The organism is Desmonostoc vinosum, assembly GCF_059505385.1.
In genome coordinates this window covers 1-25,040 of the sequence record NZ_JCACKM010000103.1, presented here as the reverse complement: position 1 = coordinate 25,040, position 25,040 = coordinate 1, and the positions used below count along the sequence as shown (strand labels likewise).

Here is a 25,040-nt window from a genome sequence, read left to right as displayed (position 1 = left end):
GCTTAAACCGCAAGTGTTTCGGCTTTTCTTAGTGCCATTCGCGGCAGGTGCCTTTAATAGCCCGCAGATTCTAAAACTCTCCGGCATTGGCCCAGCAGATGAACTGCAAAAACATGGCATTAAGCCAATCGTTGACCTTCCAGGAGTTGGCGAGAACCTGCAAGACCGCTACGAAATCGGTGTAATAACGCAGATGAATTCTGATTTCACGCTTGCTCAGAACTGCACCCCCGGAAAACCATCAGATCCTTGCTTTGCCCAGTGGGAGCAGGGTCAGGGGATTTATACGAATAACGCCACCTTCGGAGGTTATATCCGCAAGTCCGATCCAGCACGAAGAGTTCCTGACCTGTTCATCTTTGGCTTACCCGTACCATACCAAGGCTATTATCCTGGTTGGTCTGTGCCCCTTTCACAAATGAAAAACCAATTTAGCTGGACTGTTCTGAAAGCGCACACGCGTAATCGCGCCGGAAGCGTGAAATTGCGTTCAGCAGACCCACGCGATACTCCCGAAATCAACTTCCATTATTTTACTGAAGGCGACGATATCAAAGGCAAGGATTTGGAATCGGTTGTTAATGGTGTTGAATTTGTACGTCGCATGAACGCCCATATCGCGGATATCTCCAAAGAGGTGGTTCCCGGCCCAAAAGTTCAATCACGCGAAGAGATTATCAAATTTGTGGAGGCTGAGGCGTGGGGTCATCACGCTTCATGCAGTAACAAGATGGGGCCAAAGAATGACCCAATGGCTGTAGTTGATAGTAAATTTCGCGTTCACGGTACGCAAAATCTGCGTGTCGTAGATGCTTCGGTCTTCCCACGTGTTCCCGGCTACTTTATCGTCACACCAATATACATGATTAGTGAAAAAGCAAGTGACGTTATATTAGCAAGTGCTAAAAGTCAAAGGATCTTGCCTGTATATCAAAGTAACCTAAGTTCGTGTTTACCCCAAATAGACTTGTCCGAAATATAAATTTGGGGACAAAAAAATAAACCAACCTCATCTAAATTGATCGCTTGCTGGGTTAGCGAAATCTCTCCAATGGGAGAAGCATTGACCGCAAGATCGTGATTTTATGTCTTGAGTGTCATGTTGGATTTCTGACTGATGACTGCTTTTGCTGCACAATTAGGTGAAGATAAATCTCATGGCAAATGCCCTTCTTCAACCCAGTGAACTAATCCAACGACTCAATAGAACGTCAGCGTTGTCTAGTCGGCAGTTGGGCTGGAATGGCATCTTGGTTGAGCAGCATCACTATTCTTCAGTTCCTGGTGAAACAGAAGAAAAAGAACTTCCTGCTCTATCTGACCACTGGCTGATCTTACCACAGGGGCACCCCACTTATGTGAGCCAGAGGTCGTCAGACTTCTGGCACGAATCAATCTTTCACAAAGGGGATAGTCTGTTGGTTCCGGCTGAACAGCCGAGCTACTGGCGTTGTCCAGGGAGTAAGGCTGTCCAAACGGAACTCAATATTCACTTACAGCCAAAGCTAGTCGAACAAGTTGCCCAAGCGTCTGAAATTGACACAGCACGGGTCAACTTTGTCAACCGCTTTGGTCAGCAAGACTTGAATCTTCAGCATATTGCCATGCTGCTTTTAGCTGAGGTGAAATCGGGTGGCATGATGGGGCAATTGTATGTTGAATCGTTGACGAATGCGTTAGTTGTTCATTTGTTGCGACACTATGCTGAGTCCATCGAGATCGTTACCTCTGAGAACAGAAATCTAACTCGTACTCAGTTGCAGCAGGCGATCGATTATATTCACACTCACCTGAATCGGGATCTGTCATTGGTTGAACTGGCAAGCGTTGTTAACATCAGCCCGACTTACTTTGCGAGTTTATTTAAACAGGCGATGGGGATTTCACCGCACCAGTACGTGATTGGACAGCGCGTGGAACAGGCGAAATTGATGCTGTCGAAAACGGATTTAGCGATCGCAGACATTGCCTTACAAGTCGGTTTCTCCAGTCAAAGCCATCTGACGCAACAGTTTAAGCGCCTCACTGGAATGACACCAAAACAGATTCGCTAACACGATAAGAATCTGATAAAGCATCGTAAGAATCTGAAAGAAGTCAAGCATCAGAACTCAATACACTTTGTATAGATAGAACCAGGAAAATCCAATACAGACAGCACCGCGTATAGAGCAATATACAACTGCTTCATACTTTTGCCACTTAATCTAGCACAGACCCAAAAGGATATCCTTTCCTTGGGTAAACCTACTAGCTGAAAATGCAGTCGTTGATTTTCTTAGTGGTGTTCTAGATTTGTTGCTCTTTACCTGAAGGGTTTACATGTTGAATGTTTCAGGAGTCTTAACCACAAAGAAAGAACACTAACTAAAAGGGTCTATCCGCTCTAGCCCTCACTACATAAATCAGGAACTTACACCAACATGGACAAACAGCAAACTATAAACGAACAAGCAAATGTACAGGCAACCCCCAACCTGACACCAGCCCAGAAGTTTTTGCAAGAACTCTGGGACGAGCATCTGCGGCACGAGTTTAACACTCACAACACTGAAGATGCCCTTGACACGATGGTTGAGGATGCTTACGTTAACGACATTCCGGTAATGACTGGGGGAGTAGGGAAACCAGCACTGCGCGAGTTTTATTCCAAATACTTCATTCCACAGATGCCACCGGACATGGAGCTGACCCCAATCTCGCGCACGATTGGAACCGATCAGCTTGTCGATGAAATGGTGGCTAAGTTCACTCATACCACCCGAATGGACTGGATGCTACCTGGCATTGCTCCGACAGGGAAAAGAGTTGAAGTAGCAGTGGTAGCGATCGTTCAGTTCCGTGGCGACAAGCTAGCCCACGAACACATCTACTGGGATCAGGCGAGTGTATTGGTTCAAATTGGCTTGCTCGATCCTAGTACGTTACCCGTTGTGGGCGTTGACAGTGCGCGTAAGGCACTCGATCCGAACTTGCCCTCAAACGCACTAATCGATCGCGCCAGCGCTTGCAAATAAGTGTAGGAGCCAATGAAGAGTGCTGAGTTGGGTTGCCCTCCGATCCCGCTTCCCCCACTGGAGAGCATGGTTGCACTACCGGATCTTTATCTGCAACCGGGAGTCGAGAGTTTCCAGTATGCAGAGGAGGCACCCTCGTCGCACATCCACTACGTCGGACTGCTGCCACTCCCTCCCAGCCAATATCCACTGCCAGACTGGTGGCATGAACTCGACAAAACAAAGCGCCTGGTCTTGGTGACTCAAGGAACGATCGCCAACCGAGACTTGGGGCAAGTCATCGGCCCGACGTTGACTGGTCTGGCTGCCCAAGAAGACGCGATCGTGCTGGCAACCACAGCAGGACGGCCACAACACAGAGATAGAGGTATTGAGACTGATCGAAGCGTGCGTTCTTGAGCCATCGACCCTTTGAAGGAGTAGGCAATATCAAATATTGGAGACAACTGATGAAGCCAATCACGCTCGACACCATCACCCAAGCTGTAATCAATCACGGGGATGGTGGTAAAACCCACCCGCGTCTGTACGAAATTTATACTAGCTTGGTGAAGCATCTTCATGCTTTTGTCCGCGAGGTGAATTTGACTGAGCCAGAATTGCAACAGGGGCGCGATTTTCTCAATCGGGTTAGCCGTCACACGCAATTCATCCCAGACGGGGAGATGCAAGTGCTGACTGATTTACTTGGTATTTCGGAACTAGTATTGCTGCTACAAGACACAATCGGTAAGGCAACCGAAAGCAATCTGGAAGGCCCACTCTATATACCTAATGCGCCTGAACGACAAATTGGCGATCGCATTGGCGTTGATGTAGAAGGTGAAGCCCTGTTCCTTTCAGGTCGCGTACTCGATGTAAACGGGCAAGCGATCGCTAATGCGCTAATCGAAGTTTGGCAGCCCAACTCGCAGGGACTATACGACATCTTCGACCCCTCTCAACCTGCTGGAAACTTTCGCGGGCAGTTCCACACCGATCGTGACGGCAACTATCGCTTTGAAACGGTTGTACCCAGCGGATACGATGTGCCAGCCGACGGCCCCTGCGGTGAGGTGTTGCGGCTTTTAGGACGACACACTTGGCGGGCGGCTCACATCCATTTCAAACTGAGTGCAACTGGCTACTTGCCACTGACGACTCAAGTTTTCATTGAGGGTGCGCCTCAGCTTGATGCAGACACAACTTTTGCCGTGCGAACGAACATTCTCAAACTGCAAAAGCATGAGTCAGCCGATGCAAAGGCGCAGCATCAGCCCTCTCACACAGCCGAGTTTGATTTTGTGCTGAAGCCGATTGAGGCAGCGAAATGACAATATGCGCTTCAAAATCTAGCAATTGGAGTTGTGCAATGCATATTCAGCGAATGGGATTTCTATACAAGCTCTACTGCATCGGCTGGAGAAATGGCTCCCTCAAGTACCTTTCACCCCTGCAACACGGGTTGCTCAGTATTTTTCTTTACTATCGGAAAGGCTACGCTGAAGGTTCTCAGTGGAGGCAGGTTAAAGGGTCAACGGTTATTTGAGTAAAGAGGATCGCGTTGAGAAGGATGAAAAACCATGAGAAAGCAACTTGTTAATCCACCAGAACTCTATGATGCAAGACCACACGGGATGTCCAAAGCGGTTATCGATACCGCAACGGCTACCGTTTATATTTCTGGTCAGGTTGACTGGGACATGAACCACCAAGTTTCAAGCCATACCGTCGAGGGACAACTCAAGAATGTGCTAACTAATCTAACCACCGTTCTAGATGCATCGGGAAGCTCGGTAGAGAATCTGCTCAACCTTCGCATCTACGTTCGGGGTGAACTTGGAGAATTCATGGGGGATATCATGCCGATTCTCGTGCAATATCTGGGAGAGTCGCGCCCAGCTCTTACTGGCATCGGTGTTGCCTCACTCGCCTCAAAAGAAACATTGGTTGAAATTGAGGCAACAGCAGCGCTTAAGTGAGCTACTGATTGCCATAAGTAGTCGTGCAAAATTAAATTCATTCGTAGAGAGAGGGAACAGGGAACAGAGAAACAATTTGTGTAATTAATTCTGCTTAAGTACTTACTATCGCAAGTCAATGTTCATCAGGGATAGTTCTATGACACACTTACCATTACAAGGCAAGAATGATTCTGAGCATTTTGAGGTTACAACCCAAGCTGATTCTTTTAGTGACTCCTCAGTTAATCATGCACTCATTGCGATCGCGCAAGAGGTGGCTGAGTTATTAAAACAAGCTTATCCGGTACAAGCTGACGACACCGATTATATAGAGTTGACAAATAGGAAATTTTCTAGTCAATTCACAGTGAGTCGATCGAGATTCGCTTGGCTACCCATGAAGGCGAAGCGCAAAGTGACTTTGATTACACGGTATTACAGCGATCGCACAAACAACTGTCTAACAAATTAACAATGAACTAATAAGGAAATTTCTCATGAACAAGATTCTCTCAAAATTCCAACGCTTTCCGCTAACCATCTCAGCAACAGTCCTACCTGGCGCATTCTTGCTGTTCGGTTTTCCATCTCTGGCTCAAGTGTATCCACAAATCATTCCTCGAATTGAAACCATTAAGAGTTCTTCGGAAAATCTTCCACCCGCCTACCGTTTAATCATTAGCCAACCTCAGGATAGACTATACGTCGTCTGTCCCTCTGGCTTTGCTCCTAAGCTGAAGTATGTACGAAACGTTGAGGCGATTCAGTGTGAGCGTTTTACTACTCCCTAAAAGACAAAATTGCGTCGTTAGCTCACAAGGAGAAACACAATGATACTTCAAGATAAAGTGGCTTTAGTCACTGGAGGGACATCGGGAATTGGTCGAGCCACTGCGATCGCTTTCGGTGCTGCCGGTGCAAAAGTGGTGTTCTCAGGCAGACGCGATACAGAAGGAGAAAAAACCGCCAAACTGATTCGCGAAACAGGTGCTGAATGTTTATACGTCCATTCAGATGTCAGCAGTGAAGCAGATATCAAAGCGTTAGTGCAAAAAACAGTTGCAACCTACGGACGGCTCGACTGTGCTTTCAATAATGCAGGTATTGAGGGATTCTTTAAACCTCTGCACGAACAATCGATTGAAGATTTTGACAACCTGATGGCGATTAATATCCGAGGATTGTTTTTGTGCATGAAATATGAAATTCAGCACATGCTGAGTCAAGGATCTGGCGCGATCGTTAATAACTCCTCAAATTCAGGTTTGGTTGGATTTCCAGGAAACTCACTTTATACCGCCAGCAAACATGCAGTCATGGGACTGACGCGATCGGCAGCGCTTGACTATGCCAAGCAAGGCATTCGGATTAATGCGGTGAATCCTGGAAGTACTACGACTGAAATGCTTGATCGTGTCTTTCAGAAAGTGGGCATCACGGCTGATGATTTTACAGCGATGATTCCGATGAGTCGCATTGGTCAGGCAGAAGAAATTGCTCAAGCGGTTGTGTTTCTCTGCTCTGATGCTGCTAGTTACATCACTGGACAACCCTTATCGATTGATGGCGGATATACAGCAAGCTAATCCCCCTACTGGATTGACAAAGAAAAACTTCTGTTTGCTGGCTTACTATCTAGATGGCAATTGAAATTTCTGGTTGAGGCACTATGGCAAGCATTCTGCATGTTGATTCAAGTCCACGGGGCGATCGCTCCAAATCTCGCAAGTTGGCAAAGGAGTTTATAGTTGCGTGGCAAGACCTACATCCTGATGACGCGATCGCCTATCGCGATCTAAGGCAAACGCCAGTTCCTCACGTCACCGAAGACTGGATTGCGGCTGTCTTTACTCCTCCAGAGGCACTGACTCCAGAAATAGTTGAACTGCTGAAGTTTTCTGATGAGTTAGTGGATGAGTTTTTGGCAGCCGATCGGTGTGTTTTCAGTGTGCCGATGTACAACTTCAGCATTCCGTCCAACTTCAAAGCATACATCGATCAAGTGGTGCGCGAAGGTCGCACATTCACGGAGGAGGATGGTCAAGTCAAAGGACTTGCGAACGGTAAAAAAGTTTTGTTCATTACATCACGAGGCGTTGAGTTTGGAGCAGGTTCTCCTTACGAAGGATGGGATTGTCAAGAACCTGCGCTTCGGTATGCTTTTCAATTCATGGGTGTGACTGACATTCAGTTCATTCATGCCAATGGTCTAGATCTGGGAGACGAGGCACAAAAACGTGGGCTAGACGAAGCACAATCTAAAATTCAAGCATTAGTTGGCAGTTGGTAGCACCAGCCAGCTAATAAGTTGATGAAGCATTTCTAGTCTAATGGTCTTGTTTTATCAAGGGAGTTTATCGATCGCAGCAAGTCTTTTTGCCCAAGCTGTTCCCGCTCCAACTACTGCTCCTGCCGTTTTGCTGACCTCTGGAGTCGGTGGACTCATGATCGTGGGCTTGGGTTTAAATCTGATCGAAATCACTCAAATCAGCGTTGTTTCATTCTTACCTGCATTGATTGTCGCACCGTTGCTATGCACAATCCTTCAACAGTTTTCCCGATCGCAATGATGAATGAGATAGTTCAAGCAAAAATGAGGAACCACTATGAACACAGATTCGATTCGTTTTCCAGCAGAGTATGATCCGAGCCGCTCTCCAGTTCACATTGTTAACACAATAGAAATTTCAGCGTCACCTGCGGAGGTTTGGGAGCATCTCATTACCGCTGCCGATTGGCAAACCTGGCAACCCGCCTTGTCAAATGTTCGCATCCAGGACGGTTCCCGCAAATTGTCTCAGGACGTGACTTTCACTTTCAAGGCTAGTGGCGTGACGAGCGCATTGAAAGTGAAAGAATTCGTGCCGAATCAGCGGATTGCCTGGAACGGGAGAGCAACGGGACTGCACGCCTACCACATTTGGCTCATCACTCCAACCTCCAACGGCTGTCGCGTTTTGAGTGAAGAAACTCTGCGTGGAATTGTTCCACGTCTACTCAAGTTGTTTGCGCCTAATCTCATTCAGAACTCGAATCAGAAATGGCTGGAAGCTTTGGCGGTTCGTTCCTTAGCAACGACTAATTCTGTGCATTGACCAAATTACAGTAGGAAAAAACAATGGCATTAGGAATGTTGGTCAAAGGGAAATGGATCGCTGAGCGCAATGACCAAGATCGGAACGGTAAATTTCAAGAGAAACCGACAACGTTCCGCGATCGCGTCACTGCCGATGGTTCGAGCGGATTCAAAGCAGAAGCAGGACGTTATCATCTCTATGTTTCCTTGGCTTGTCCGTGGGCGCATCGAACCTTGATTATGCGGGAACTGAAAGGCTTGAATGATACGGTTTCTGTGTTGATCGCAGATATCATTCTGGGCGATCGGGGCTGGAGCTTTTCTCAAGCTTCAGAAGCGATGCCCGACAACCCCATTCAGTATTTGCAAGAGATTTATCTGAAAGCAGATCCAAAATTCACTGGACGAGTGACAGTTCCAGTGCTGTGGGACAAACAGAAGCAAACCATTGTCAACAATGATTCTCTCGAAATTATGCGAATGCTTGATGTAGAGTTTGAAGCATTCTCAACCCAAACCATCAATTTCTACCCACACAACCTCCGCGAGAAGATTGATCAAACGATCAATTCAATCTATTTACCCATCAACATTGGAGTCTATCGCGCTGGTTTTGCAACTTCACAAGTCGCCTACGAAGAAGCGGTCACTCAACTCTTCGAGCATTTAGACCGATGGGAAATGGTTCTAAGCCAGCAGCGCCATCTATGTGGTAATCAACTCACTGAAGCTGATATTTGCCTGTTTACAACGCTGTATCGCTTCGATTCGGTGTATTACGGTCACTTTAAGTGCAATCTGCGGCGGATTGTTGACTATCCAAACCTTTGGAACTATCTCAAGGATCTCTATCAGCGCCCTGAGTTCAAAGCAACCTGCAATCTAGACTATGTTAAGCACGGCTATTACATGAGTATGCCTGACATTAATCCCAATCAAATTATCCCAAAGGGGCCAATCATCAATTTTGATAGTTCTACTGAACGATCGCTTGCCGACTGAGTTGGCTAAATCTCTCCAATGGGAGAAGCTGTCTAGTCGGCAGTTGGGCTGGGATGGCATTTTGTTTGAGCAGCATCACTATTCAATTCCTAGCAGTGCAAAAGAAGAAAGAGAGATTTCTGCTCTATCCGATCATTGGCTAATCTTACCGATGGGGCACCCCACTTATAGAATCCAGAAGTCTGATGGTCGCTGGCACGAATCAGTCTTTCAGCAGGGGGATAGTCTTTTGGTACCGTCTGAACAGCCGAACTACTGGCGTTGTCCACCGACTCAGACTGTCCAAACAGAACTCAGTATTCACTTACAGCCAAAGCTGGTCAAACAAATTGCGAAGTCTTCTGGAATTGCTACAGAGCAGTTCAAATTGGTCAACCGTTTCGGTCAGCAAGACTTGAATCTTCAGCATCTTGCGATGCTGCTTTTGGCTGAGGTAAAATCAGGCGGCATGATGGGGCAATTGTATGTCGAATCACTGACTCAAGCGTTAGTTGTTCATTTGTTGCGGTATTATGCTGAGTCCATTCAAATCATTATCTCTGAGAATAAAAATTTAACTTGTACCCAGTTACAGGAGACGATCAATTATATTCACACTCACTTGAATCGAGATTTGTCATTGGCTGAACTGGCAAGTGTAATCAATATTAGTCCTACTTACTTCGCGAGTTTATTTAAGCAAGCAACGGAGATTTCGCCGCATCAGTACGTGATTCAACAGCGGGTGGAACAAGCGAAATTGATGCTATCGAAAACAGATTTAGCGATAACCCTTCGGGATAGCTTCTCTACGAGACGCTCCGCGAACGCTTATCGCAGACATCGCTCTAAAAGTCGGCTTCTCTAGCCAGAGTCATTTGACGCAACAGTTTAAGCGCCTCACTGGAATGACCCCCAAGCAGGTTCGCTAAATACCATAAGAATCTGATGAAACATCGTAGGAATCTGAAAGAAGTTGAGTCTTGGAACTCACTACACTTCAGATGGTAAACCTTAGGTAAATAGATGGAGGATAATCTAATGCAATCAAAACTAAATACAGTCGAGTACATATTCGATGCTCACCTGGCATTAATGGCCACAGATACCGAAGCCTGGGCAGAGTTGCTCTCTGAGGATGTCATTGTGGACTTTCCGTATGCGCCCTCTCTAGGCTATCCGGGCCAAAAACGAGGCAGAACTGCCATGTATAACCACATCAAAACGGCGCTCGTTGACATGGAGAACTTGACGTTCTCGAATGTCCGTAAATATCGGACGGAAGACCCCGATGTTATCTGGGCTGAGCTGCATGCATCAGCTCACGTTCCTTCAACAGGCCGCCGGTATGAGCAAGATTATGTCGGTCAGTTCAAAGTCAAGGATAGCAAAATCGTCTACTACAGTGAATATTGGAATCCTATTGCTCTGACGGATGCCTTCGGCAACACCTGAAATTTTACTGCCGAGTAATTAGGTGGTCTGAACAGGTACTTTGAAGCAATGTCGAGTCTAGCAACCGCCGACATCGCTTCTCGAACTGGATTTTCCAGTCAAAGCCATTTGACGCAACAGGTTGAGCGCCTGACTGGAGTGTTCTAGCAGGTGGCTCTGGTACAGCGCGATCTCTTAGCCTCAAGCCAGGAGCCTAGTAAGATTGGGGCAAATCGTTATTGGCATCATCGCTGTTTGGGTTCGCTAACCTGATAAGAATCTGATAAAGCGCCGTAAGAATTTGAAAGAAGTTAAGCATTGGAATTCAGTACACTTCAGATCAATACAACAAGAGTGATGCTGAGGAAAACACAATGATACTTCAGGATAAAGTGGCTTTAGTTACAGGAGGCACATCGGGAATCGGTAGAGCAACCGCGATCGCCTTTGGTGCTGCTGGAGCAAAAGTCGTGTTCTCAGGCAGACGCGACACAGAAGGTGAAAAAACCGCCAAACTGATTCGTGAAACGGGTGCTGAATGTTTATACGTCCATTCCGATGCCTCGAATGAGGAAGATATCAAAGCGCTGGTGCAGAAGACAGTTGAAACTTACGGACGACTCGATTGTGCCTTCAATAATGTAGGCCATGAGGGACTGATTAAACCCCTGCACGAACAGCCGATCGAGGATTTCGACAAATTGATGGCGCTCAATGTGCGCGGACTATTTCTGTGCATGAAGTACGAAATTCAGCAAATGTTGTCTCAAGGATCTGGAGTGATTGTGAATAACTCCTCAGTTGTAGGCTTGTTTGGATTTCCAGGAGGCTCTCCTTACAGCGCCAGTAAACATGCCGTCATGGGGCTAACGCGATCGGCAGCATTGGACTACGCTAGGCAGGGCATTCGGATTAATGCGGTGAATCCTGCAAACATTGGGACTGAGGGACTCGATCGGGCCTATAAGAAACTGGGCATTACGGCTGATGCTATGACACCGATGGTTCCAATGGGTCGCATTGCTCAGGCAAAAGAAGCCGCTCAAGCGATTGTGTTTCTCTGCTCTGATGCTGCCAGCTACATCACAGGACAACCCTTAGTCATTGACGGTGGAATCACAGTGAGTTGATTTTTGATTGTTGATCGTGGACTCACAGCAAACTAATCCATTTCAAGAGAGAACAAACAAGCTTGATTTTTAGATTGCATTTAAAGGAATTCTATGTCAACTTTTGTCTTAGTTCATGGCTCGTGGCATGATGGCTCTGCTTGGAAAGCAGTTATCGATCATTTAGAAGCAAAAGGACATCAGGCTTTTGCTCCTACGATCGCCGGACATGGGAAAAGCGTGAATAAAAACGTTAACCATGCTCAATGTACGCAATCGATCGTTGATTATATTGTTAGCAAAGACTTAACAGATATCGTCTTATTGGGACATAGCTTCGGCGGAACAATTATCGCGAAAGTTGCCGAAGCAATTGGCAATGGCTTCGCCGGCCAAAGGCAACGCATTCGACGGCTCATCTTCTTTGCTGCCTTTGTCTTGAATGATGGTGAGAGCCTCACAGATAACATCCCACTCGACTCTCAGGTGTTATTCGACAAGCTAGCGAGAGAATCGGATGATCATACGGTGATGCTACCTTTTGATATTTGGCGAGAAGCGTTTCTCAACAACGCTGACCTCGAACTAGCTAAATCCAGTTACGCCCAATTATCACCTGAACCCTATCAACCGTGGATTGACAAGCTGGACTTGCAGCAGTTTTACTCATTGCCCATTCCTAAAAGTTACCTCTACTGCACAGAAGACACTGCTTTACCGCAAGGCGAGTGGGGCTGGCATCCGAGAATGTCTAGCCGCTTAAGGCAATTTCGGCTCGTGCAAATGCCCGGTAGTCATGAGGTGATGTTTTCTAACCCGGTTGATTTAGCAGAAAAGATTATTGTGGCAGGACGCGACTAGCAACACTATTACTGATCGGGTTTGCACGTAAACGCAGGAGGAATTTCAAATGGCAACAAAGGTGAATCGGCAGTGGCGGCTTGTCTCGCGTCCCGTAGGTTCGATCGCAGAATCGAATTTTGAATGGACGCAGGAACCTGTACCCACGCTAGGAGAAGGACAGATCCTCGTCCGTAATATTTATCTGTCTCTCGATCCGACAAACCGAGGATGGCTAAACGAGGGAGAAAATTATCTCCCACCTGTAGCCATTGGTGAGGTGATACGGGGTTTTGGCATCGGTGTCGTCGAGCAATCTCGCAATGTCAACTTTCCAGAGGGAACGTTGGTTCAGGGGCTTCTGGGGTGGCAGGACTATGCAGTTACCGATGGCACTAACTTATCTGAGTTCTTAAAAGACCCGTCCATCCCGCTTACAGCATACTTGGGACTTTTTGGATTAATTGGGATGACGGCATACTTCGGTCTTTTGGATATAGGAAAGCCCAAGGTTGGTGAAACGCTTGTAGTTTCTGGAGCAGCCGGAGCCGTTGGCTCTCTGGTGGGGCAAATCGGAAAAATCAAGGGGTGTCGCGTCGTTGGGATTGCGGGTAGCGAAGAAAAATGCCGTTGGCTTAAAGACGAGCTTGGCTTTGATGCCGCTATCAACTATAAAACTGAGTCTGTCCTCGAAAGCTTGCAGCAACATTGCCCGGACGGAATTGATGTTTACTTCGAGAATGTCGGGGGTGAAATCCTGGATGCTGTCTTAAAACTCATCAACCTCCGAGCGCGGATTGTCCTTTGTGGTCTAATCTCGCAGTACAATGCTACCCAGTTAGTGCCCGGGCCATACAATTTTGTCAACATCCTGATTAAGCGTGCGAAGGTCGAAGGATTTATTGTTCTTGACTATTTTAACCGCGCTCAGGAAGTTCTAGCGGATTTAGGCGAGTGGTACGCCCAAGGCAAGATTAAGTATCGGGTCGATGTAATTGATGGTCTTGAGAACGCTCCCCGCACGATTAACAAGCTCTTTAACGGCACGAATCAGGGCAAGCTGATCATCAAAGTTTCAGAGGAGTAGGGACGAAGCATTTCTGCTACCCCATATTTTTCGGTTCTGTCGCAAATACTTTATAACGTTGTTCAAATATTTGCTTTGTTGTAATTCAGTTTCTATCGAGAAGCAATAGGAGTCCCGCATGGAACGGTATTTAGGTGCATCTGAACATTTATATTGGCTCTACAACCAGTTTTATCCGATAGATTTTGCCACCGTTGCGAAACTTCAGGGACAATTTAGTTCCGAGCAACTTTCGACGGTGCTTAGGCAAGTTCAGCAACACCATCCGCTGCTGCGAGTCCGCATCGCCACTGACGCGATTGGACAGCCTAAATTTGTCGAAACCGACGATGAAATTCCGCTGCGGCTGGTTGCGAGAACGGATGATCGGCACTGGCAAGCAGAACTCGAAGTCGAACTGGCTCGCTCATTGGATTGGCAGGTTGCACCCTTACTGCGAGTTGTGCTGCTGCAATCGGGGGCTGAATCCGAACTGATGATTATTTGCCATCATGCGATCGCAGATGGGCTATCTGGCGTTTATCTGATGCGAGATATTCTCCAAGGGTTAGCAGGCAAAATATTTGAGCGATCGGAACTTTCTGCGGCATTATCGCTCGAATCAGCCATTCCTGGCATCGCACCCTCAAAAGAAACAACCGTTAAGCCCAAGGACTATCTACCACCCCTGTCTCGTCCTCCCCAACCTCACATTCACACCGTTGTCCTCTCTCCCGAACTCACCCAACAACTGATCCAACGCAGTCGAGCCGAACACACAACAGTACACGGTGCAATCAGTGCAGCGTTCTTGCTCGCGCTGACTCAGCAAGACGTTAAACTCAGCGATGTGATGCGATGTTTACACCCTGTCAATGTGCGATCGCAGCTATCCTTGCCGATGCCAGATGGAGTTGGGCTTTATCTGAGTATGGGTACAACGACTCATTCCCTTCAGGCAGATTCCGCGTTTTGGGACGTTGCTCGATCAGTCAAATCTCAACTCTCACAAATCGACATTGCCCAGCAGTTAGTCGAGGAGTGCCAGCTTCTACAACCTACAATGGCGAATCTCACCGATGTCACCGCTTTTGTTGAAGAAGTGCGATCGCAATATTCCTATCCACTGACCGTCACAAATCTCGGTCGCATCAATATGGCTCAACAGTACGGCGACATTCGGATTGAAGCACTCCAATTCCTTCCCCCTACAGGTGTAGTCGGGCGGGTTGTTGGCGTGGCGACCCTGGGCGATCGCCTTGCCCTCACGTTTACATCTACGCCATCAATGGATGTGGATCGTGTCCAGAGCGATCGGGCTGCAACTGCCTTTTTATCGGCAGGAGTGAAGCGTTTAGAACTTGCAGTAGTACAGGAAGTTGCATCCGAAGCTGCCTACCGCACATCACGCAACATTCTGAAGTCACAACCTTCCGCATCTCATCAATCACAAATTCGCTCTTCACCATAAGAATCTGACAAATCATTGTAAGAATTTGAAAGAAGTTGGGCAATGGAAGTCATTACCATTTAGATAGAAAGAACCAAAAGAATTCTACCCAGACAGTATCGCAAATAGAGCAATATACAACTGCCAAAGACTTGTACCACACAGATTGGAGTTGCTACAAACCCAATTGCGATCGCCTCGGTTGGGCGGGTACGCCATTGCGACAGTCACATTAATATTGGAGATCAAATCATGAACCAACCAGCAGATTTCTTCGTTCGTAGTGCAGTCCCGGAAACGACCCGATCTTATATGGGCGGTCTGTTGACTTTTCTCGCAACGTCCGCCGAGACCGGAAACCGCTCCTTTCTTCTAGAGGTGCAGACGGTACCGGGAGCCGAGCCACCACCCCATCTCCACTATGAACAGGATGAGGTGTTTTACATTCTAGAAGGTGAGATAGAGGTGTACTGCATGGGTCAGGTGAGAATAGCGCGGGCGGGCGAAATGGTCTTTTTGCCCCGAATGCAGGCGCACGCATTCTACTTCCTATCGCCCCTCCATTTCCTCGCTCTGGTGCAACCAGGAGGCATAGACGGGTACTTTGAAGCCATGTCAACTCCAGCGACCAGCATGGAAATCCCGGCAAACGCAACCACTTACGCGGAATCCGATCCTGCTGCCGCGATCGCGCTGGCTGCCAAGTACGGAGTTAAGATGCTAAATTCGGAAGAAACGGCGGAACTGCTGCCACACTACCCTGGCTTTGGGGTGCCGCGACTTGGTTAGAAGCATCACTCAACAGTCAATCAGCAACTTTCTACTCACCGAGATATAAAATATGAACACTGATTTGGATGAACGCGGTTTGCTTCGCGAGTTCTCTGGGGTTAATCGCAACGATATTCTCAGTGGTGGCGTGCAGATGATTCCTGTCGAGACACCAAAAGGGACATTCCGAGTCTGGACGAAGCGGATTGGCAATCACCCGACCATCAAAGTGCTGCTCCTGCACGGTGGCCCCGGCTTGACCCACGAGTATCTGGAGGCGTTCGACAGCTACTTTCCTGGAGCTAGTTTTGAGTACTACTACTACGATCAGCTTGGTTCCTACTATAGCGACCAGCCTGCGGAACCAGATCTGTGGGAACTGCCCCGCTTTGTAGAAGAAGTCGAACAGGTGCGGCAGTTTCTGGGGCTAGAGCAAGAGAATTTTTATCTTTATGGTCAATCATGGGGCGGGATTCTGGCGATCGAGTACGCCCTGAAATATCAACAGCACCTGAAAGGACTGATCGTTTCCAACATGATGGCTAGCATCCCCGCTTACAACGATTACGCCCAGCAGGTGCTAATGCCAGCGATGGCCCCAGAGGTCGCGGCTGAGATCGAGCAGATAGAAGCGCAAGCAGACTATGACAATCCGCGCTACATGGAACTGTTAATTCCACATCACTACGTTCATCATGTGCTGCGGATGCCGCCTGAACAGTGGCCGGAGCCGTTAAACCGCGCCTTCAAGCACCTCAATCCAGACATTTATGTGCCGCTACAAGGGCCGAGCGAACTGGGTGTCAAAGGAAAGCTCTTAAACTGGGATCGGACTGCCGACTTAGCAAAGATCGCTGTGCCGACGCTGGTGATCGGCAGCCGACACGACACGATGAACCCTGCACATCTGGAATGGATGGCAAAAACGGTTAGTCAGGGACGCTATCTCTTTTGTCCACAGGGCAGTCACTTGGCAATTTACGACGATCGGCAGGTTTATTTTGATGGTCTGATCCAATTTATTCAGGATATTGATGCAGGGATAGATGCCTAATCCTGTCTATGAACAGGTCTACGGCTACTTGATCGTTTGCAAAAAACGCACTGCTCTACATGCATCGGCTGCTGGGTTTCTACTCTATCAAAGAATGGGCTATCAACCGACGGCTTACTTTAGAAGTTATAGCGATTGAATCACACTTCAGGGATGTGAAGTTGTAGATACGACATGGAAAGGAGAAACGATGACAATTACGCCTAGTCAGAACAAAACTTTGTTCCACGAACTTGCAGCACTGCTTACAGGGCAGCTTTTCTTCCCGGATGACGCTGGCTATGAACAGGTGCGCCAACTCTGGAATGGCAGAGTGAAGACCCAACCTGCTGCGATCGCTCGTTGTTTGACTGTGGAAGATGTGATTCATACCCTTCGCTGGACGCGGGCACACGGTCTGCCACTCTCAGTTCGAGGAGCAGGACACGACTTTGCCGGACGAGCGCTGGCTCAGAATGGGATCGTGATTGATCTCTCCCAGATGAAAGCCGTTACTATTGATCCGGACAAACGCACAGCCCAAGTTGAAGGTGGAGCAACAGCAGGCGACCTGATTGAGGCAGCAGAGAAATATGGATTGGCAACCACTACAGGAACCGCCTCCCTTGGGATGTCTGGATTTACCCTGGGAGGAGGCTACAGTCCTCTGATGGGTGTTTATGGACTGGGTGTCGATAACCTGCTCTCCGCACAGGTCGTCATTGCGGACGGGCAACTTGTGACCGCAAACGCCCAAGAATATGCAGACCTGTTTTGGGGACTGCGCGGCGGCGGTGGTAATTTTGGTATTGTGGTTTCCCTGGAGTATCGCCTGCATCCCTTGACAACAGTGCTATCGGGTATGTTGTTCTATCCTCTGGAGCAAGCCAGAGCAGTGTTTCGACAGTTCAATGAGTTCATCGCCACAGCACCCGATGAATTAACGATTCAATTTGGGTTCATCCAAACGCCAGAGGGTCAGACGGTTTTGTTGCTCTCACCGACATATTGTGGCGCGCTGGAAGCAGGCGAGCGGGCGATCGCTCCTCTGCGGACATTTGGCACATTGCTGGTCGATCAGGTGCAACCCGTCACCTATAACGCTCTGATTCATCGAGCAGAGATCGCTCCAAAAGGTCGCCACTACTACTCTCAAACCCAGTCACTTAATGGTCTTCAGACCGAGGCTATCGAGGTGCTGATCGAGCAGGGACTGCCATTTTCTTCCCCATTTTCTATGATTGGGCTGATTAACTTTCATGGAGCTGCGAGTCGCGTAGGTGCGTATGAAACCGCTTTTGCGCTGCGTCAGGATCATCTGCTGGTTAACATCCTCGCAGCTTGGGAACCCCAGTCTCCAGATGAAGAGCAGCGGCATATCCAATGGGCACAGAACATCTCACGCTCCCTTGCACCTTATGCCTTCAAAGGGGGATATATCAATCTCTTGGATCAGGAAGAACAGGAGCGTGTTCCGCTTACCTTCGGGACGAACTATGAGCGCTTGCTCGACCTGAAACGGAAATACGATCCAGATGATGTCTTTCGATTGACCGTTGGACATCTTGCACTGTAGAAAGCCATTGCCTACACCTGAAGCGATGAAGCTAGGACATTTGAGTTACATCATTTCTAGTCAAAGCAAAGGTGCAATTTCTCCACCGCTTAACCCCCAATCTCTGACCGAAGAGGACGCGGAGAGTGAAAGACGCGGTGAGGCAGTCGCAGACAAGCGCGGTTCCCGTCGGTTGCGTTAGCGACGTACTCCTTCGGAGAAGCAAGCTACGCGTCAGCGTCTCACGCCACTTGCTCCACTTGGGGAAACCTCAAGACCGCAGTGGCTCCCCTTGGGAGAAGGAGCGTCACTGCCGTTAGCGCAGCGTAAAGCCTGCGGCATGGCTTCGCTTAGAGCGAGTCTTCGAGCGTCATCCGAAGGGCGACGCGGAGAGTCGCCTGTGTATAAAGGTTCGACTTCGTAGGTTTCAAGAAAGCGACTTGAGTCGTCAAGAAGAACAAACACATTCCTTGCTAGAATCCCCTGGCTTTAGACATGGGGTGTCTCCGTGTCTCCGTGTCCCCGTGTCTCCTTCAATCTCATCTACTCATTCTTGGTTTTCTTCTCATGAAAGTTACTCATTCCCTGATTTCAAGTCTGATTGTGGCTTCTACCTTTGTTGGAGTGGCGATCGCTACTGTTAACCAATCCGCTCACCAATCCGCGTCTGAGGCTCAATCCACAGAGAGCGCTACTCCTCTCCCTACGATTACCTCTCCCCTCACCATCAATGGCATTGGTCCAGTGCGCGTGGGGATGACCCTTGTCCAAGCCGAACAAGCAGCAGGTATTCCCTTTTCAGTGCCGGATCTCGGCGACAATGGCTGTGGCTATTCAAAGCCCCAGGGCATTGAAAACTTGCTGTTCATGGTAAGAGGCAACCAAATTGCTCGCATCGATGTGGTACGCAACAGCACAATCAAAACGCTGAACGGTGCGGGCATTGGCGACACCAGAGGCAAAATTGAAGCGATGTATCCTAGACTGATCAAAGTGACACCGCACAAATATGTTCAGGGTGGTCATTACCTGACCTACATACCCCCCAAGGTGAGCGATCGCAAATACAGCATCGTGTTTGAAACCAATGAAAACGACGTTGTGACTCGATTTCGATCGGGCAAGCTTCCAGAGGTAACCTGGGTTGAAGGCTGCTTTTAAGGGTGAGTGTATGAAACCGCTTTTGCGCTGCGTCAGGTTCAGTTGTGGGAGATATTTTCACTTTCAAGGCAGTCCCAATGAAAAAATTTCATCACCATGCATGAAAAAGGTATCTTCCTCTGCACCCCACACCCCACACCCTACACCCCTGTTTCAAGTCAGTGAGCGAAGACACCAATGGGCAATACACCCTTGCCGAGTTGCGAGTTGATCCTGAAATTGGCCCGCCGCCGCATATTCATCATCGAGAAGATGAAGCGTTCTACATCCAAGAAGGCGAATTGGAGTTTCAACACCAACCAACGCGCCAAGATGTTGGTTTGGTATATGCCTGCGGGAATTGAGAAATTCTTTGCCGAAGTTGGTATTCCAGTAGACAACCCGGACGCTCCATCACAGCATTGTAAATTTAAAGGAAGTAAATCATGACTGAAGTAGAAACACCACAGATATCAGAAATTGAAGTGCTAGCATCGGGTCTAGACAGTCCGCGTAAGCTGAGTTTTGGCCCAGATGGGGCACTGTATGTCGCAGAAGCTGGACGTGGGGGAACAGGAGCTAGTGTGCCATCTCCAAGTATACCGGGCGCGTCTTTGTTCTATGGCGCAACGGGTGCGATCGCCCGCATTCAAAACGGGAATGTGGAACGAGTTGTCACCAAACTCCCCTCGCTAGCATTACCCGATGGATCGGATGCATCAGGTGTGAGTGACATTGAGTTTGATGCTGATGGTAATGCCTATGCGATCGTCGGTCTTGCTAGCGATCCAGCGAATCGTGATGAAATTCTGGAAGTGCCTGATTTTAGTCAGTTGATTGCGATCGATAACTTTGACGGTGGTGCTGACTGGACAAGACTCAGAGATTTTGGAGCGTATGAGCAAAACAACAACCCCGATGGGCAAGATGTCGTTACCAACCTCTATGACTTGCTCATTGAGGACAATACGGCCTATGTAGTCGATGCAGGTGCGAACGATTTGCTCAGTCAGCGTGCTTTTGGCGGCGAACTGACTCTAGAAACAGTCTTTCCGATTTATACCACGACCGATCCGCTCACGGGTGAATCAGTGGTGCGGCAGCCTGTCCCTACCTCAGTCGCCGTTGGCCCGGATGACGCGCTCTATGTCGGCGAATTGACTGGGTTTCCTTTTCAAGCAGAAACAGCACAAATTTATCGCATCAATGCTGAAGGTCAACCGGAAGTCTATGCAGGCGGGTTTACGCATATCGTCGATTTAGCCTTTGACAAGTCCGGCGGTCTGTATGTCCTGGAATATGATGCGAATGGACTGTTGAATGAAGGTGACGCAGGTGCGCTGATCTATGTGTCTCCCGATGGTAAAACTCGCACCACGATCGCAGACGATGAACTCACGAATCCGACGGGTTTAGAAATCGGTGCTAACGGTGATATTTACATCTCTAATAAAGGCTTTGTTGCCGGAGAGGGAGAGGTACTGCGGTTGAGCTTGGAGCAAGAGACATGCTTCGATCCCGACCCGATTTATCACCAGGTGAAGCACTACCCAACCACAATTACCGCTGATGGCGAAAAAGCCGATGTGTATTATCCAGTGCTGCCCAATTCAACGCCGGATCAACTGCCGATTGCGCTGATGCTGCAAGGTGCTTTAGTCGATAAAGCAGACTATTCTAACTATGCCGAAATAGTTGCCAGTTATGGATTTGTGGTCGTGGTTCCTAACAATGAGCGGACGGTAACTGCACCCGATGGTCAAACGGTGACGGGTTTACTTGCTGAACAAAGGCAAGTGAATGAGGTGCTGGATCAGATGAAAGTGGAAGATGCCGATCCGACTTCACCGATTTTTGAAATTGCCGATACCGATACACTAGGACTCCTGGGACACTCGTTTGGCGGAGCTGTCGGATTAGGCGCAACCCAGGACGAGATTTGCATACCCGGAATTTGCTCACAAGACTACACACTGCCGCCCCAGTTGCAGGCAGGTATTTTCTATGGCACTAGCTTTCGCGATCAGCAGACTGGAGAATTTTTGCCGCTCGATAACGAAGGAATCGCCGTCGGGCTGATTCAGAGCAATTTGGATGGCGTGATTCCACCGCTCAATAGTCAAACAACTTACGATCGCATTCTCAACCCGCCCAAAATCTCAGTGACCGTAGAAGGTGCGAACCACTATGGCATCACCAACGTTGACAATTTTGAGCGGGAGCCAAATAGACCCACCTTAGGCCAAACCACGGCAACTGAGACGATCGGACGCTGGAGTGGATTATTTTTGCGATCGCATCTTCTTGATGATCGAGGTGCATTTGATTATATCTACAGCACTGGCGACAATCTCGATCCGAATGTGAATGTGATTAGTCAAACTCCAGTGTATTGATTCATTCCTAGTCAAAGTAAAGGAAGCTGAGAAATGTGGAAATCATTTGATATAGACATTCCCCTCTAAAGTTTATGGATTCCGATCATGTTGGTGTTGACGGGTTGACAGGTGGACGAGAACGGACTGAGGCAGAAGATTGATGTTGCTGCGAGCAAGTGAATTTGAACTGACGCAAGTAATTCGGATTCCCTCAATGGTCAGCATCATTGAAGCGGTGAAGCCCTGAGTTAGTTTGGAATACAGCAATTCTAATTTTGTCTCATGAACGACTACCGCGCTATTACACATTCACTCAATAGGAGCAATTTCATGACACAATCTTTCTGGCTTTTTGGTTCTTGCCTCACCATCCTTGCCGATCGCACTACAACCGACGGACAGTACGATCTGATCGAAGGCTACTTTCCACCTGGTACACAGACTCCTCCTCATCGCCACACTCGCTATTCCGAACAGCTATACGTGCTGGAAGGAGAGTTCACGGTTTGGGCAGGTGAGAAAAAAGTTGTACTCAGCACGGGTGAAAGCTTCCTGATTCCGGTTGGCACACCTCATGTCGTTGCTGCGATCGGTGATAAACCTGCTCATGGGTTGGTGATTGCTGCGCCCAGTGCTTTTGCTTGGTTGATTGCCGCAACGGGGACGCAGGATAAGGCAGAAACACCAGACATGGCGCTGTTTGATCGCATTTCTGCCGAGATTGGCGACGAGATTTTGGGGCCACCCGGAACCTTACCCTCCGCTGCCACAAAAACGTAGTAAGTCTATTGCAGATAGCCAAGGAGAAACCTTCAATGTCATTAGAACAAAACAAAGCCATTGTCCTCCAATTCTACAAAGCTGTTAACCAAGGAAATTTAGAGCAAGCCAAGGAGATTCTTGCTCCGAACATTGTTGTTCATACAATGACGGGATCGGTTATACGCGGTGGTGATAACTTTTTTGAACACCTACAGATGGCGCGCTCTGCGTTCCCAGATGTTTACTACACGATTGAAAATATGATTGCTGAAGACGATAAAGTTGTTAGCCACGGAACGTTTACGGGTACTCATTGCAGAGAGTTCCTTGGTATTCCGCCGACGGGCAAGCAGGTGAAATTTTCAATCGTACAGGTTGACAAACTAGCAGATGGCAAGCTTGTCGAACATCGGACGATAGGTGATTCACTGACTATGTTGCAGCAGTTACGCGCTCTAAATCTGGTATAGCCTACATTGCAACCTGTTTGCGGACAGACACTAGTACAGGTCGGCGGAAATAAACATACCATTCAAAACAGCCAGAAAGCCCAAAATTAAAATCTTTTGACTTTTGACTTTTGACTTTTGACTTTTGACTTCCGCCTTGCGGTACTAGCATTTAACTGCGCCATTAGCCAGTAAAAAAACAGGGAGTTAAACAATAGACGGCGTTACTGAATTGGTGTAGAAGAAATTAGGAAAGAGATGATGAACGAAAACGAAGCAATTTACGATTGTGTCATTGTCGGTGGCGGATCTGCCGGACTCAGCGCGGCACTGCTTTTGGGCAGAGGTCGCCGCCGAGTGTTAGTCTGCGATAAAGGCAATCCGCGCAACGCTTGGGCCCACGAGTCACACAATTTTTTCACCCGCGACGGCATCAGCCCGCAAGAACTTTTGAACATCGGACGCGACCAACTCAAACCCTACAAAAGTGTCGGATTTCAAGCGATCGGAGTCAAGCAAATCAAACCATCCGGCAACCAATTTGACGTTGTATTCGAGGATGGCATAATGAAAAAATCGCGCAAAATTTTGCTGGCTTTCGGGGTGATTGATGAATTTCCAGACATCGAAAACTTTGGTGAGTTTTGGGGCAAAAGCGTTTTTCATTGTCCGTATTGCCACGCTTGGAAAGTGCGTGACGAACCGCTTGCCGTTGTCGGAAATGGTGAAACTGGCATCGAAATGGCGGCGCTGCTGAAAAACTGGAGTGCCGATTTAGTCCTCTGCACCAACGGCGAAGCCGAGCTAACCGCCGATCAAAGGAAACTGCTGGAAAACCATAAAATCATTGTCCGTGAAGAGAAAATCGTCCGACTCGAAGGCGATAACGGACGATTGGAAACCATTGTTTTTGAAACGAGCGAAAAAATTGCGTGTCACGGAATGCTGATACGACCAAAGCAAAAGCTTCGCTCAGACTTAGCTGAAAAATTAGGCTGTGAGTTGAATGAATTCAATTTAATCAAGACTACCAATGTTTTTCACGAAACCAGCGTCAAAGGCGTTTATGCGGCAGGTGACATCACTTCACCCATGCAAGCGATCGCCGTTTCTGTTTTTCAGGGTAGCGTTGCCGCCAGCGGCTTAAATCACTCCCTGATTGCGGAAGACTTCGTCTAAATCAAGGTAGTTTCTACCTTCTCAAGCAATGTACTTGCGTTGTAAAGCAGTGTTCGTACCTGGGTTAAGTTGTTGCGCCGTTCGATACCAGATTGTGCTTCTATATACCGTACATCATGCTGATGGCTGAGGTGAATTACCCGTACTTGTTGTTCTTTCTCTGAAGGCGCAAATATTGCGTTTTCGGCGGTTAGTTTATAGTACGAGTACGTACCACTGGGGCGTTTGACATTGTATATGTGGAGTGATGAAATTTGGACAACGCAGTTACAAGGGTTTGGGGCAACTAGATTCGCGCATAAAGTGAAAACTATTGTGGGGCAAAGATTTATGAGTGCGATTCGTTCTGTTATTCGGAACGAAGTAACCCGTCAAGCGCTCTCAGGTGGTCGAATACCTGAGAAGGTGCTAACCGGATGCCCTGACGGGCAAGATTGAGTAAGAAGCGAACGCTTGGCTGTAATGGTCAAGATAGGCTGACGTACTCACGATGATTTGGTAGGAATGGTCGCATTAGGAAGTACATATGTCTAAAACGCTGAGAAATCAGACGGTGGAATGGAACGAGATAAACTGGCGAAAGCTGGAAAAGAACGTTTATAAGCTTCAGAAAAGAATATTCCAAGCCTCTAGTCGTGGTGATACTAAAGCAGTACGCAGACTCCAAAAAACCTTGATGAGGTCTTGGTCTGGAAAAGCCTTATCTGTCCGCAAAGTAACCCAGGATAATCAAGGCAAGAAAACCGCAGGTGTTGACGGAATTAAATCCCTAACTCCCAAGGCTAGACTTACTTTGGTTCTAAGAGCTGATTCGTAAAGAAAATCTAAAGAAAGCTGAATCCGGCTTTGTTGAGGTT

General features: G+C 48.0%; 34 protein-coding genes. 33 read left to right on the top strand and 1 reads right to left on the bottom strand.

Features of this window, described 5'->3' with window-relative positions; translation table 11 throughout:
• From AC5JMF_RS16965 to AC5JMF_RS16845, 25 genes are all read left to right on the top strand, one after another.
• Window positions 1–982, top strand: a 982-nt coding sequence (locus tag AC5JMF_RS16965) for a GMC family oxidoreductase (protein ID WP_495796901.1), incomplete at its 5' end; no start/stop codon positions are given.
• Window positions 983–1,157: 175 nt separating this feature from the next.
• On the top strand, window positions 1,158–2,054 hold the full coding sequence (locus AC5JMF_RS16960) for an AraC family transcriptional regulator (protein WP_495796900.1): 897 nt from the start codon (window positions 1,158–1,160) through the stop codon (window positions 2,052–2,054).
• Between the two features lie 369 nt (window positions 2,055–2,423).
• Entirely contained in the window at window positions 2,424–3,017 is a 594-nt protein-coding gene (locus tag AC5JMF_RS16955; RefSeq protein ID WP_495796899.1) for an ester cyclase, read from the top strand.
• A 66-nt stretch (window positions 3,018–3,083) separates the two neighbouring features.
• A complete protein-coding gene (locus tag AC5JMF_RS16950; RefSeq protein WP_495796898.1) occupies window positions 3,084–3,416 on the top strand; it encodes a hypothetical protein in 333 nt (110 codons plus the stop codon).
• 50 nt (window positions 3,417–3,466) lie between these two features.
• Window positions 3,467–4,330 carry a dioxygenase family protein gene (locus tag AC5JMF_RS16945; RefSeq protein WP_495796897.1) on the top strand — a complete coding sequence of 288 codons (864 nt, stop codon included), beginning with the start codon at window positions 3,467–3,469 and terminating at the stop codon, window positions 4,328–4,330.
• Between the two features lie 249 nt (window positions 4,331–4,579).
• Window positions 4,580–4,978 carry a RidA family protein gene (locus tag AC5JMF_RS16940; RefSeq protein ID WP_495796896.1) on the top strand — a complete coding sequence of 133 codons (399 nt, stop codon included), beginning with the start codon at window positions 4,580–4,582 and terminating at the stop codon, window positions 4,976–4,978.
• A gap of 139 nt (window positions 4,979–5,117) precedes the next feature.
• Complete coding sequence (locus AC5JMF_RS16935) at window positions 5,118–5,432, top strand: hypothetical protein (protein ID WP_495796895.1); 315 nt, start codon at window positions 5,118–5,120, stop codon at window positions 5,430–5,432.
• A 25-nt stretch (window positions 5,433–5,457) separates the two neighbouring features.
• A complete protein-coding gene (locus tag AC5JMF_RS16930; RefSeq protein WP_495796894.1) occupies window positions 5,458–5,751 on the top strand; it encodes a hypothetical protein in 294 nt (97 codons plus the stop codon).
• A 39-nt stretch (window positions 5,752–5,790) separates the two neighbouring features.
• Complete coding sequence (locus AC5JMF_RS16925) at window positions 5,791–6,546, top strand: SDR family oxidoreductase (protein ID WP_495796893.1); 756 nt, start codon at window positions 5,791–5,793, stop codon at window positions 6,544–6,546.
• A gap of 83 nt (window positions 6,547–6,629) precedes the next feature.
• Window positions 6,630–7,250, top strand: a complete 621-nt coding sequence (locus AC5JMF_RS16920; protein WP_495796892.1) for an FMN-dependent NADH-azoreductase — start codon at window positions 6,630–6,632, stop codon at window positions 7,248–7,250.
• A 40-nt stretch (window positions 7,251–7,290) separates the two neighbouring features.
• Window positions 7,291–7,530: a DUF554 family protein gene (locus AC5JMF_RS16915; protein ID WP_495796891.1), complete on the top strand. Its 240-nt coding sequence runs from the start codon at window positions 7,291–7,293 to the stop codon at window positions 7,528–7,530.
• Between the two features lie 36 nt (window positions 7,531–7,566).
• Window positions 7,567–8,055, top strand: a complete 489-nt coding sequence (locus AC5JMF_RS16910) for an SRPBCC domain-containing protein (protein WP_495796890.1) — start codon at window positions 7,567–7,569, stop codon at window positions 8,053–8,055.
• Window positions 8,056–8,078: 23 nt separating this feature from the next.
• Entirely contained in the window at window positions 8,079–9,038 is a 960-nt protein-coding gene (locus tag AC5JMF_RS16905; protein WP_495796889.1) for a glutathione S-transferase family protein, read from the top strand.
• Window positions 9,004–9,885 (top strand): AraC family transcriptional regulator, encoded by an 882-nt coding sequence (locus AC5JMF_RS16900; RefSeq protein WP_495796888.1) that lies wholly within the window; start codon window positions 9,004–9,006, stop codon window positions 9,883–9,885. Before AC5JMF_RS16905 ends, AC5JMF_RS16900 begins: the two co-directional genes overlap by 35 nt.
• Window positions 9,851–9,949, top strand: a complete 99-nt coding sequence (locus tag AC5JMF_RS16895; RefSeq protein ID WP_495796902.1) for a helix-turn-helix domain-containing protein — start codon at window positions 9,851–9,853, stop codon at window positions 9,947–9,949. The genes AC5JMF_RS16900 and AC5JMF_RS16895 overlap by 35 nt, the downstream gene beginning before the upstream one ends.
• A gap of 109 nt (window positions 9,950–10,058) precedes the next feature.
• The gene (locus AC5JMF_RS16890; RefSeq protein ID WP_495796887.1) at window positions 10,059–10,472 is read left to right on the top strand and encodes a nuclear transport factor 2 family protein; all 414 of its coding nucleotides are present in this window, start codon (window positions 10,059–10,061) and stop codon (window positions 10,470–10,472) included.
• A gap of 353 nt (window positions 10,473–10,825) precedes the next feature.
• Window positions 10,826–11,581, top strand: a complete 756-nt coding sequence (locus tag AC5JMF_RS16885) for a glucose 1-dehydrogenase (RefSeq protein WP_495796886.1) — start codon at window positions 10,826–10,828, stop codon at window positions 11,579–11,581.
• 93 nt (window positions 11,582–11,674) lie between these two features.
• Window positions 11,675–12,421, top strand: a complete 747-nt coding sequence (locus AC5JMF_RS16880; RefSeq protein ID WP_495796885.1) for an alpha/beta fold hydrolase — start codon at window positions 11,675–11,677, stop codon at window positions 12,419–12,421.
• A 49-nt stretch (window positions 12,422–12,470) separates the two neighbouring features.
• Window positions 12,471–13,487, top strand: a complete 1,017-nt coding sequence (locus tag AC5JMF_RS16875) for an NADP-dependent oxidoreductase (protein ID WP_495796884.1) — start codon at window positions 12,471–12,473, stop codon at window positions 13,485–13,487.
• Between the two features lie 118 nt (window positions 13,488–13,605).
• A complete protein-coding gene (locus AC5JMF_RS16870) occupies window positions 13,606–14,937 on the top strand; it encodes a phthiocerol/phthiodiolone dimycocerosyl transferase family protein (RefSeq protein WP_495796883.1) in 1,332 nt (443 codons plus the stop codon).
• Between the two features lie 231 nt (window positions 14,938–15,168).
• The gene (locus AC5JMF_RS16865) at window positions 15,169–15,705 is read left to right on the top strand and encodes a cupin domain-containing protein (RefSeq protein ID WP_495796882.1); all 537 of its coding nucleotides are present in this window, start codon (window positions 15,169–15,171) and stop codon (window positions 15,703–15,705) included.
• Window positions 15,706–15,757: 52 nt separating this feature from the next.
• Window positions 15,758–16,741 (top strand): proline iminopeptidase-family hydrolase, encoded by a 984-nt coding sequence (locus tag AC5JMF_RS16860; RefSeq protein WP_495796881.1) that lies wholly within the window; start codon window positions 15,758–15,760, stop codon window positions 16,739–16,741.
• Complete coding sequence (locus tag AC5JMF_RS16855; protein WP_495796880.1) at window positions 16,734–16,880, top strand: hypothetical protein; 147 nt, start codon at window positions 16,734–16,736, stop codon at window positions 16,878–16,880. Before AC5JMF_RS16860 ends, AC5JMF_RS16855 begins: the two co-directional genes overlap by 8 nt.
• Before the next feature lie 51 nt (window positions 16,881–16,931).
• On the top strand, window positions 16,932–18,296 hold the full coding sequence (locus AC5JMF_RS16850) for an FAD-binding oxidoreductase (RefSeq protein WP_495796879.1): 1,365 nt from the start codon (window positions 16,932–16,934) through the stop codon (window positions 18,294–18,296).
• A gap of 7 nt (window positions 18,297–18,303) precedes the next feature.
• Window positions 18,304–18,477 (top strand): hypothetical protein, encoded by a 174-nt coding sequence (locus tag AC5JMF_RS16845; protein ID WP_495796878.1) that lies wholly within the window; start codon window positions 18,304–18,306, stop codon window positions 18,475–18,477.
• Window positions 18,478–18,509: 32 nt separating this feature from the next.
• On the opposite strand, the gene AC5JMF_RS16840 is transcribed toward AC5JMF_RS16845, so the two are convergent.
• Window positions 18,510–18,740, bottom strand: coding sequence for a hypothetical protein (locus AC5JMF_RS16840; protein WP_495796877.1), 231 nt, complete (start codon window positions 18,738–18,740; stop codon window positions 18,510–18,512).
• Between the two features lie 102 nt (window positions 18,741–18,842).
• Here AC5JMF_RS16840 and AC5JMF_RS16835 point away from each other — a divergent pair, with 102 nt between their 5' ends.
• The 8 genes from AC5JMF_RS16835 to AC5JMF_RS16800 all read left to right on the top strand — a co-directional run bounded on the left by AC5JMF_RS16835 (window position 18,843) and on the right by AC5JMF_RS16800 (window position 25,000).
• Window positions 18,843–19,436 (top strand): hypothetical protein, encoded by a 594-nt coding sequence (locus AC5JMF_RS16835; protein ID WP_495796876.1) that lies wholly within the window; start codon window positions 18,843–18,845, stop codon window positions 19,434–19,436.
• A 161-nt stretch (window positions 19,437–19,597) separates the two neighbouring features.
• Window positions 19,598–19,780: a hypothetical protein gene (locus AC5JMF_RS16830; RefSeq protein ID WP_495796875.1), complete on the top strand. Its 183-nt coding sequence runs from the start codon at window positions 19,598–19,600 to the stop codon at window positions 19,778–19,780.
• Window positions 19,781–19,861: 81 nt separating this feature from the next.
• On the top strand, window positions 19,862–21,811 hold the full coding sequence (locus AC5JMF_RS16825; RefSeq protein WP_495796874.1) for a ScyD/ScyE family protein: 1,950 nt from the start codon (window positions 19,862–19,864) through the stop codon (window positions 21,809–21,811).
• Window positions 21,812–22,123: 312 nt separating this feature from the next.
• Window positions 22,124–22,573, top strand: coding sequence for a cupin domain-containing protein (locus AC5JMF_RS16820; protein ID WP_495796873.1), 450 nt, complete (start codon window positions 22,124–22,126; stop codon window positions 22,571–22,573).
• Window positions 22,574–22,608: 35 nt separating this feature from the next.
• A complete protein-coding gene (locus AC5JMF_RS16815; RefSeq protein WP_495796872.1) occupies window positions 22,609–23,025 on the top strand; it encodes an ester cyclase in 417 nt (138 codons plus the stop codon).
• Between the two features lie 237 nt (window positions 23,026–23,262).
• Entirely contained in the window at window positions 23,263–24,183 is a 921-nt protein-coding gene (locus AC5JMF_RS16810) for an NAD(P)/FAD-dependent oxidoreductase (protein WP_495796871.1), read from the top strand.
• Between the two features lie 237 nt (window positions 24,184–24,420).
• The gene (locus AC5JMF_RS16805) at window positions 24,421–24,621 is read left to right on the top strand and encodes a hypothetical protein (RefSeq protein WP_495796870.1); all 201 of its coding nucleotides are present in this window, start codon (window positions 24,421–24,423) and stop codon (window positions 24,619–24,621) included.
• An 88-nt stretch (window positions 24,622–24,709) separates the two neighbouring features.
• Window positions 24,710–25,000, top strand: coding sequence for a reverse transcriptase N-terminal domain-containing protein (locus tag AC5JMF_RS16800; RefSeq protein WP_495796869.1), 291 nt, complete (start codon window positions 24,710–24,712; stop codon window positions 24,998–25,000).
• The last annotated feature ends 40 nt before the right edge of the window (window positions 25,001–25,040 follow it).

Bases quoted from the DNA above. Each gene is read 5' to 3' on its own strand.
- AC5JMF_RS16890 (WP_495796887.1), top strand. From the start codon at position 10,059: ATGCAATCAAAACTAAATACAGTCGAGTACATATTCGATGCTCACCTG.
- AC5JMF_RS16805 (WP_495796870.1), top strand. From the start codon at position 24,421: ATGTGGAGTGATGAAATTTGGACAACGCAGTTACAAGGGTTTGGGGCA.
- AC5JMF_RS16825 (WP_495796874.1), top strand. From the start codon at position 19,862: ATGACTGAAGTAGAAACACCACAGATATCAGAAATTGAAGTGCTAGCA.
- AC5JMF_RS16835 (WP_495796876.1), top strand. From the start codon at position 18,843: ATGAAAGTTACTCATTCCCTGATTTCAAGTCTGATTGTGGCTTCTACC.
- AC5JMF_RS16880 (WP_495796885.1), top strand. From the start codon at position 11,675: ATGTCAACTTTTGTCTTAGTTCATGGCTCGTGGCATGATGGCTCTGCT.
- AC5JMF_RS16940 (WP_495796896.1), top strand. From the start codon at position 4,580: ATGAGAAAGCAACTTGTTAATCCACCAGAACTCTATGATGCAAGACCA.
- AC5JMF_RS16855 (WP_495796880.1), top strand. From the start codon at position 16,734: ATGCCTAATCCTGTCTATGAACAGGTCTACGGCTACTTGATCGTTTGC.
- AC5JMF_RS16820 (WP_495796873.1), top strand. From the start codon at position 22,124: ATGACACAATCTTTCTGGCTTTTTGGTTCTTGCCTCACCATCCTTGCC.
- AC5JMF_RS16925 (WP_495796893.1), top strand. From the start codon at position 5,791: ATGATACTTCAAGATAAAGTGGCTTTAGTCACTGGAGGGACATCGGGA.
- AC5JMF_RS16960 (WP_495796900.1), top strand. From the start codon at position 1,158: ATGGCAAATGCCCTTCTTCAACCCAGTGAACTAATCCAACGACTCAAT.
- AC5JMF_RS16910 (WP_495796890.1), top strand. From the start codon at position 7,567: ATGAACACAGATTCGATTCGTTTTCCAGCAGAGTATGATCCGAGCCGC.
- AC5JMF_RS16920 (WP_495796892.1), top strand. From the start codon at position 6,630: ATGGCAAGCATTCTGCATGTTGATTCAAGTCCACGGGGCGATCGCTCC.
- AC5JMF_RS16875 (WP_495796884.1), top strand. From the start codon at position 12,471: ATGGCAACAAAGGTGAATCGGCAGTGGCGGCTTGTCTCGCGTCCCGTA.
- AC5JMF_RS16950 (WP_495796898.1), top strand. From the start codon at position 3,084: ATGGTTGCACTACCGGATCTTTATCTGCAACCGGGAGTCGAGAGTTTC.
- AC5JMF_RS16930 (WP_495796894.1), top strand. From the start codon at position 5,458: ATGAACAAGATTCTCTCAAAATTCCAACGCTTTCCGCTAACCATCTCA.
- AC5JMF_RS16865 (WP_495796882.1), top strand. From the start codon at position 15,169: ATGAACCAACCAGCAGATTTCTTCGTTCGTAGTGCAGTCCCGGAAACG.
- AC5JMF_RS16955 (WP_495796899.1), top strand. From the start codon at position 2,424: ATGGACAAACAGCAAACTATAAACGAACAAGCAAATGTACAGGCAACC.
- AC5JMF_RS16815 (WP_495796872.1), top strand. From the start codon at position 22,609: ATGTCATTAGAACAAAACAAAGCCATTGTCCTCCAATTCTACAAAGCT.
- AC5JMF_RS16905 (WP_495796889.1), top strand. From the start codon at position 8,079: ATGGCATTAGGAATGTTGGTCAAAGGGAAATGGATCGCTGAGCGCAAT.
- AC5JMF_RS16915 (WP_495796891.1), top strand. From the start codon at position 7,291: ATGGTCTTGTTTTATCAAGGGAGTTTATCGATCGCAGCAAGTCTTTTT.
- AC5JMF_RS16870 (WP_495796883.1), top strand. From the start codon at position 13,606: ATGGAACGGTATTTAGGTGCATCTGAACATTTATATTGGCTCTACAAC.
- AC5JMF_RS16810 (WP_495796871.1), top strand. From the start codon at position 23,263: ATGATGAACGAAAACGAAGCAATTTACGATTGTGTCATTGTCGGTGGC.
- AC5JMF_RS16860 (WP_495796881.1), top strand. From the start codon at position 15,758: ATGAACACTGATTTGGATGAACGCGGTTTGCTTCGCGAGTTCTCTGGG.
- AC5JMF_RS16850 (WP_495796879.1), top strand. From the start codon at position 16,932: ATGACAATTACGCCTAGTCAGAACAAAACTTTGTTCCACGAACTTGCA.
- AC5JMF_RS16935 (WP_495796895.1), top strand. From the start codon at position 5,118: ATGACACACTTACCATTACAAGGCAAGAATGATTCTGAGCATTTTGAG.
- AC5JMF_RS16945 (WP_495796897.1), top strand. From the start codon at position 3,467: ATGAAGCCAATCACGCTCGACACCATCACCCAAGCTGTAATCAATCAC.
- AC5JMF_RS16800 (WP_495796869.1), top strand. From the start codon at position 24,710: ATGTCTAAAACGCTGAGAAATCAGACGGTGGAATGGAACGAGATAAAC.
- AC5JMF_RS16885 (WP_495796886.1), top strand. From the start codon at position 10,826: ATGATACTTCAGGATAAAGTGGCTTTAGTTACAGGAGGCACATCGGGA.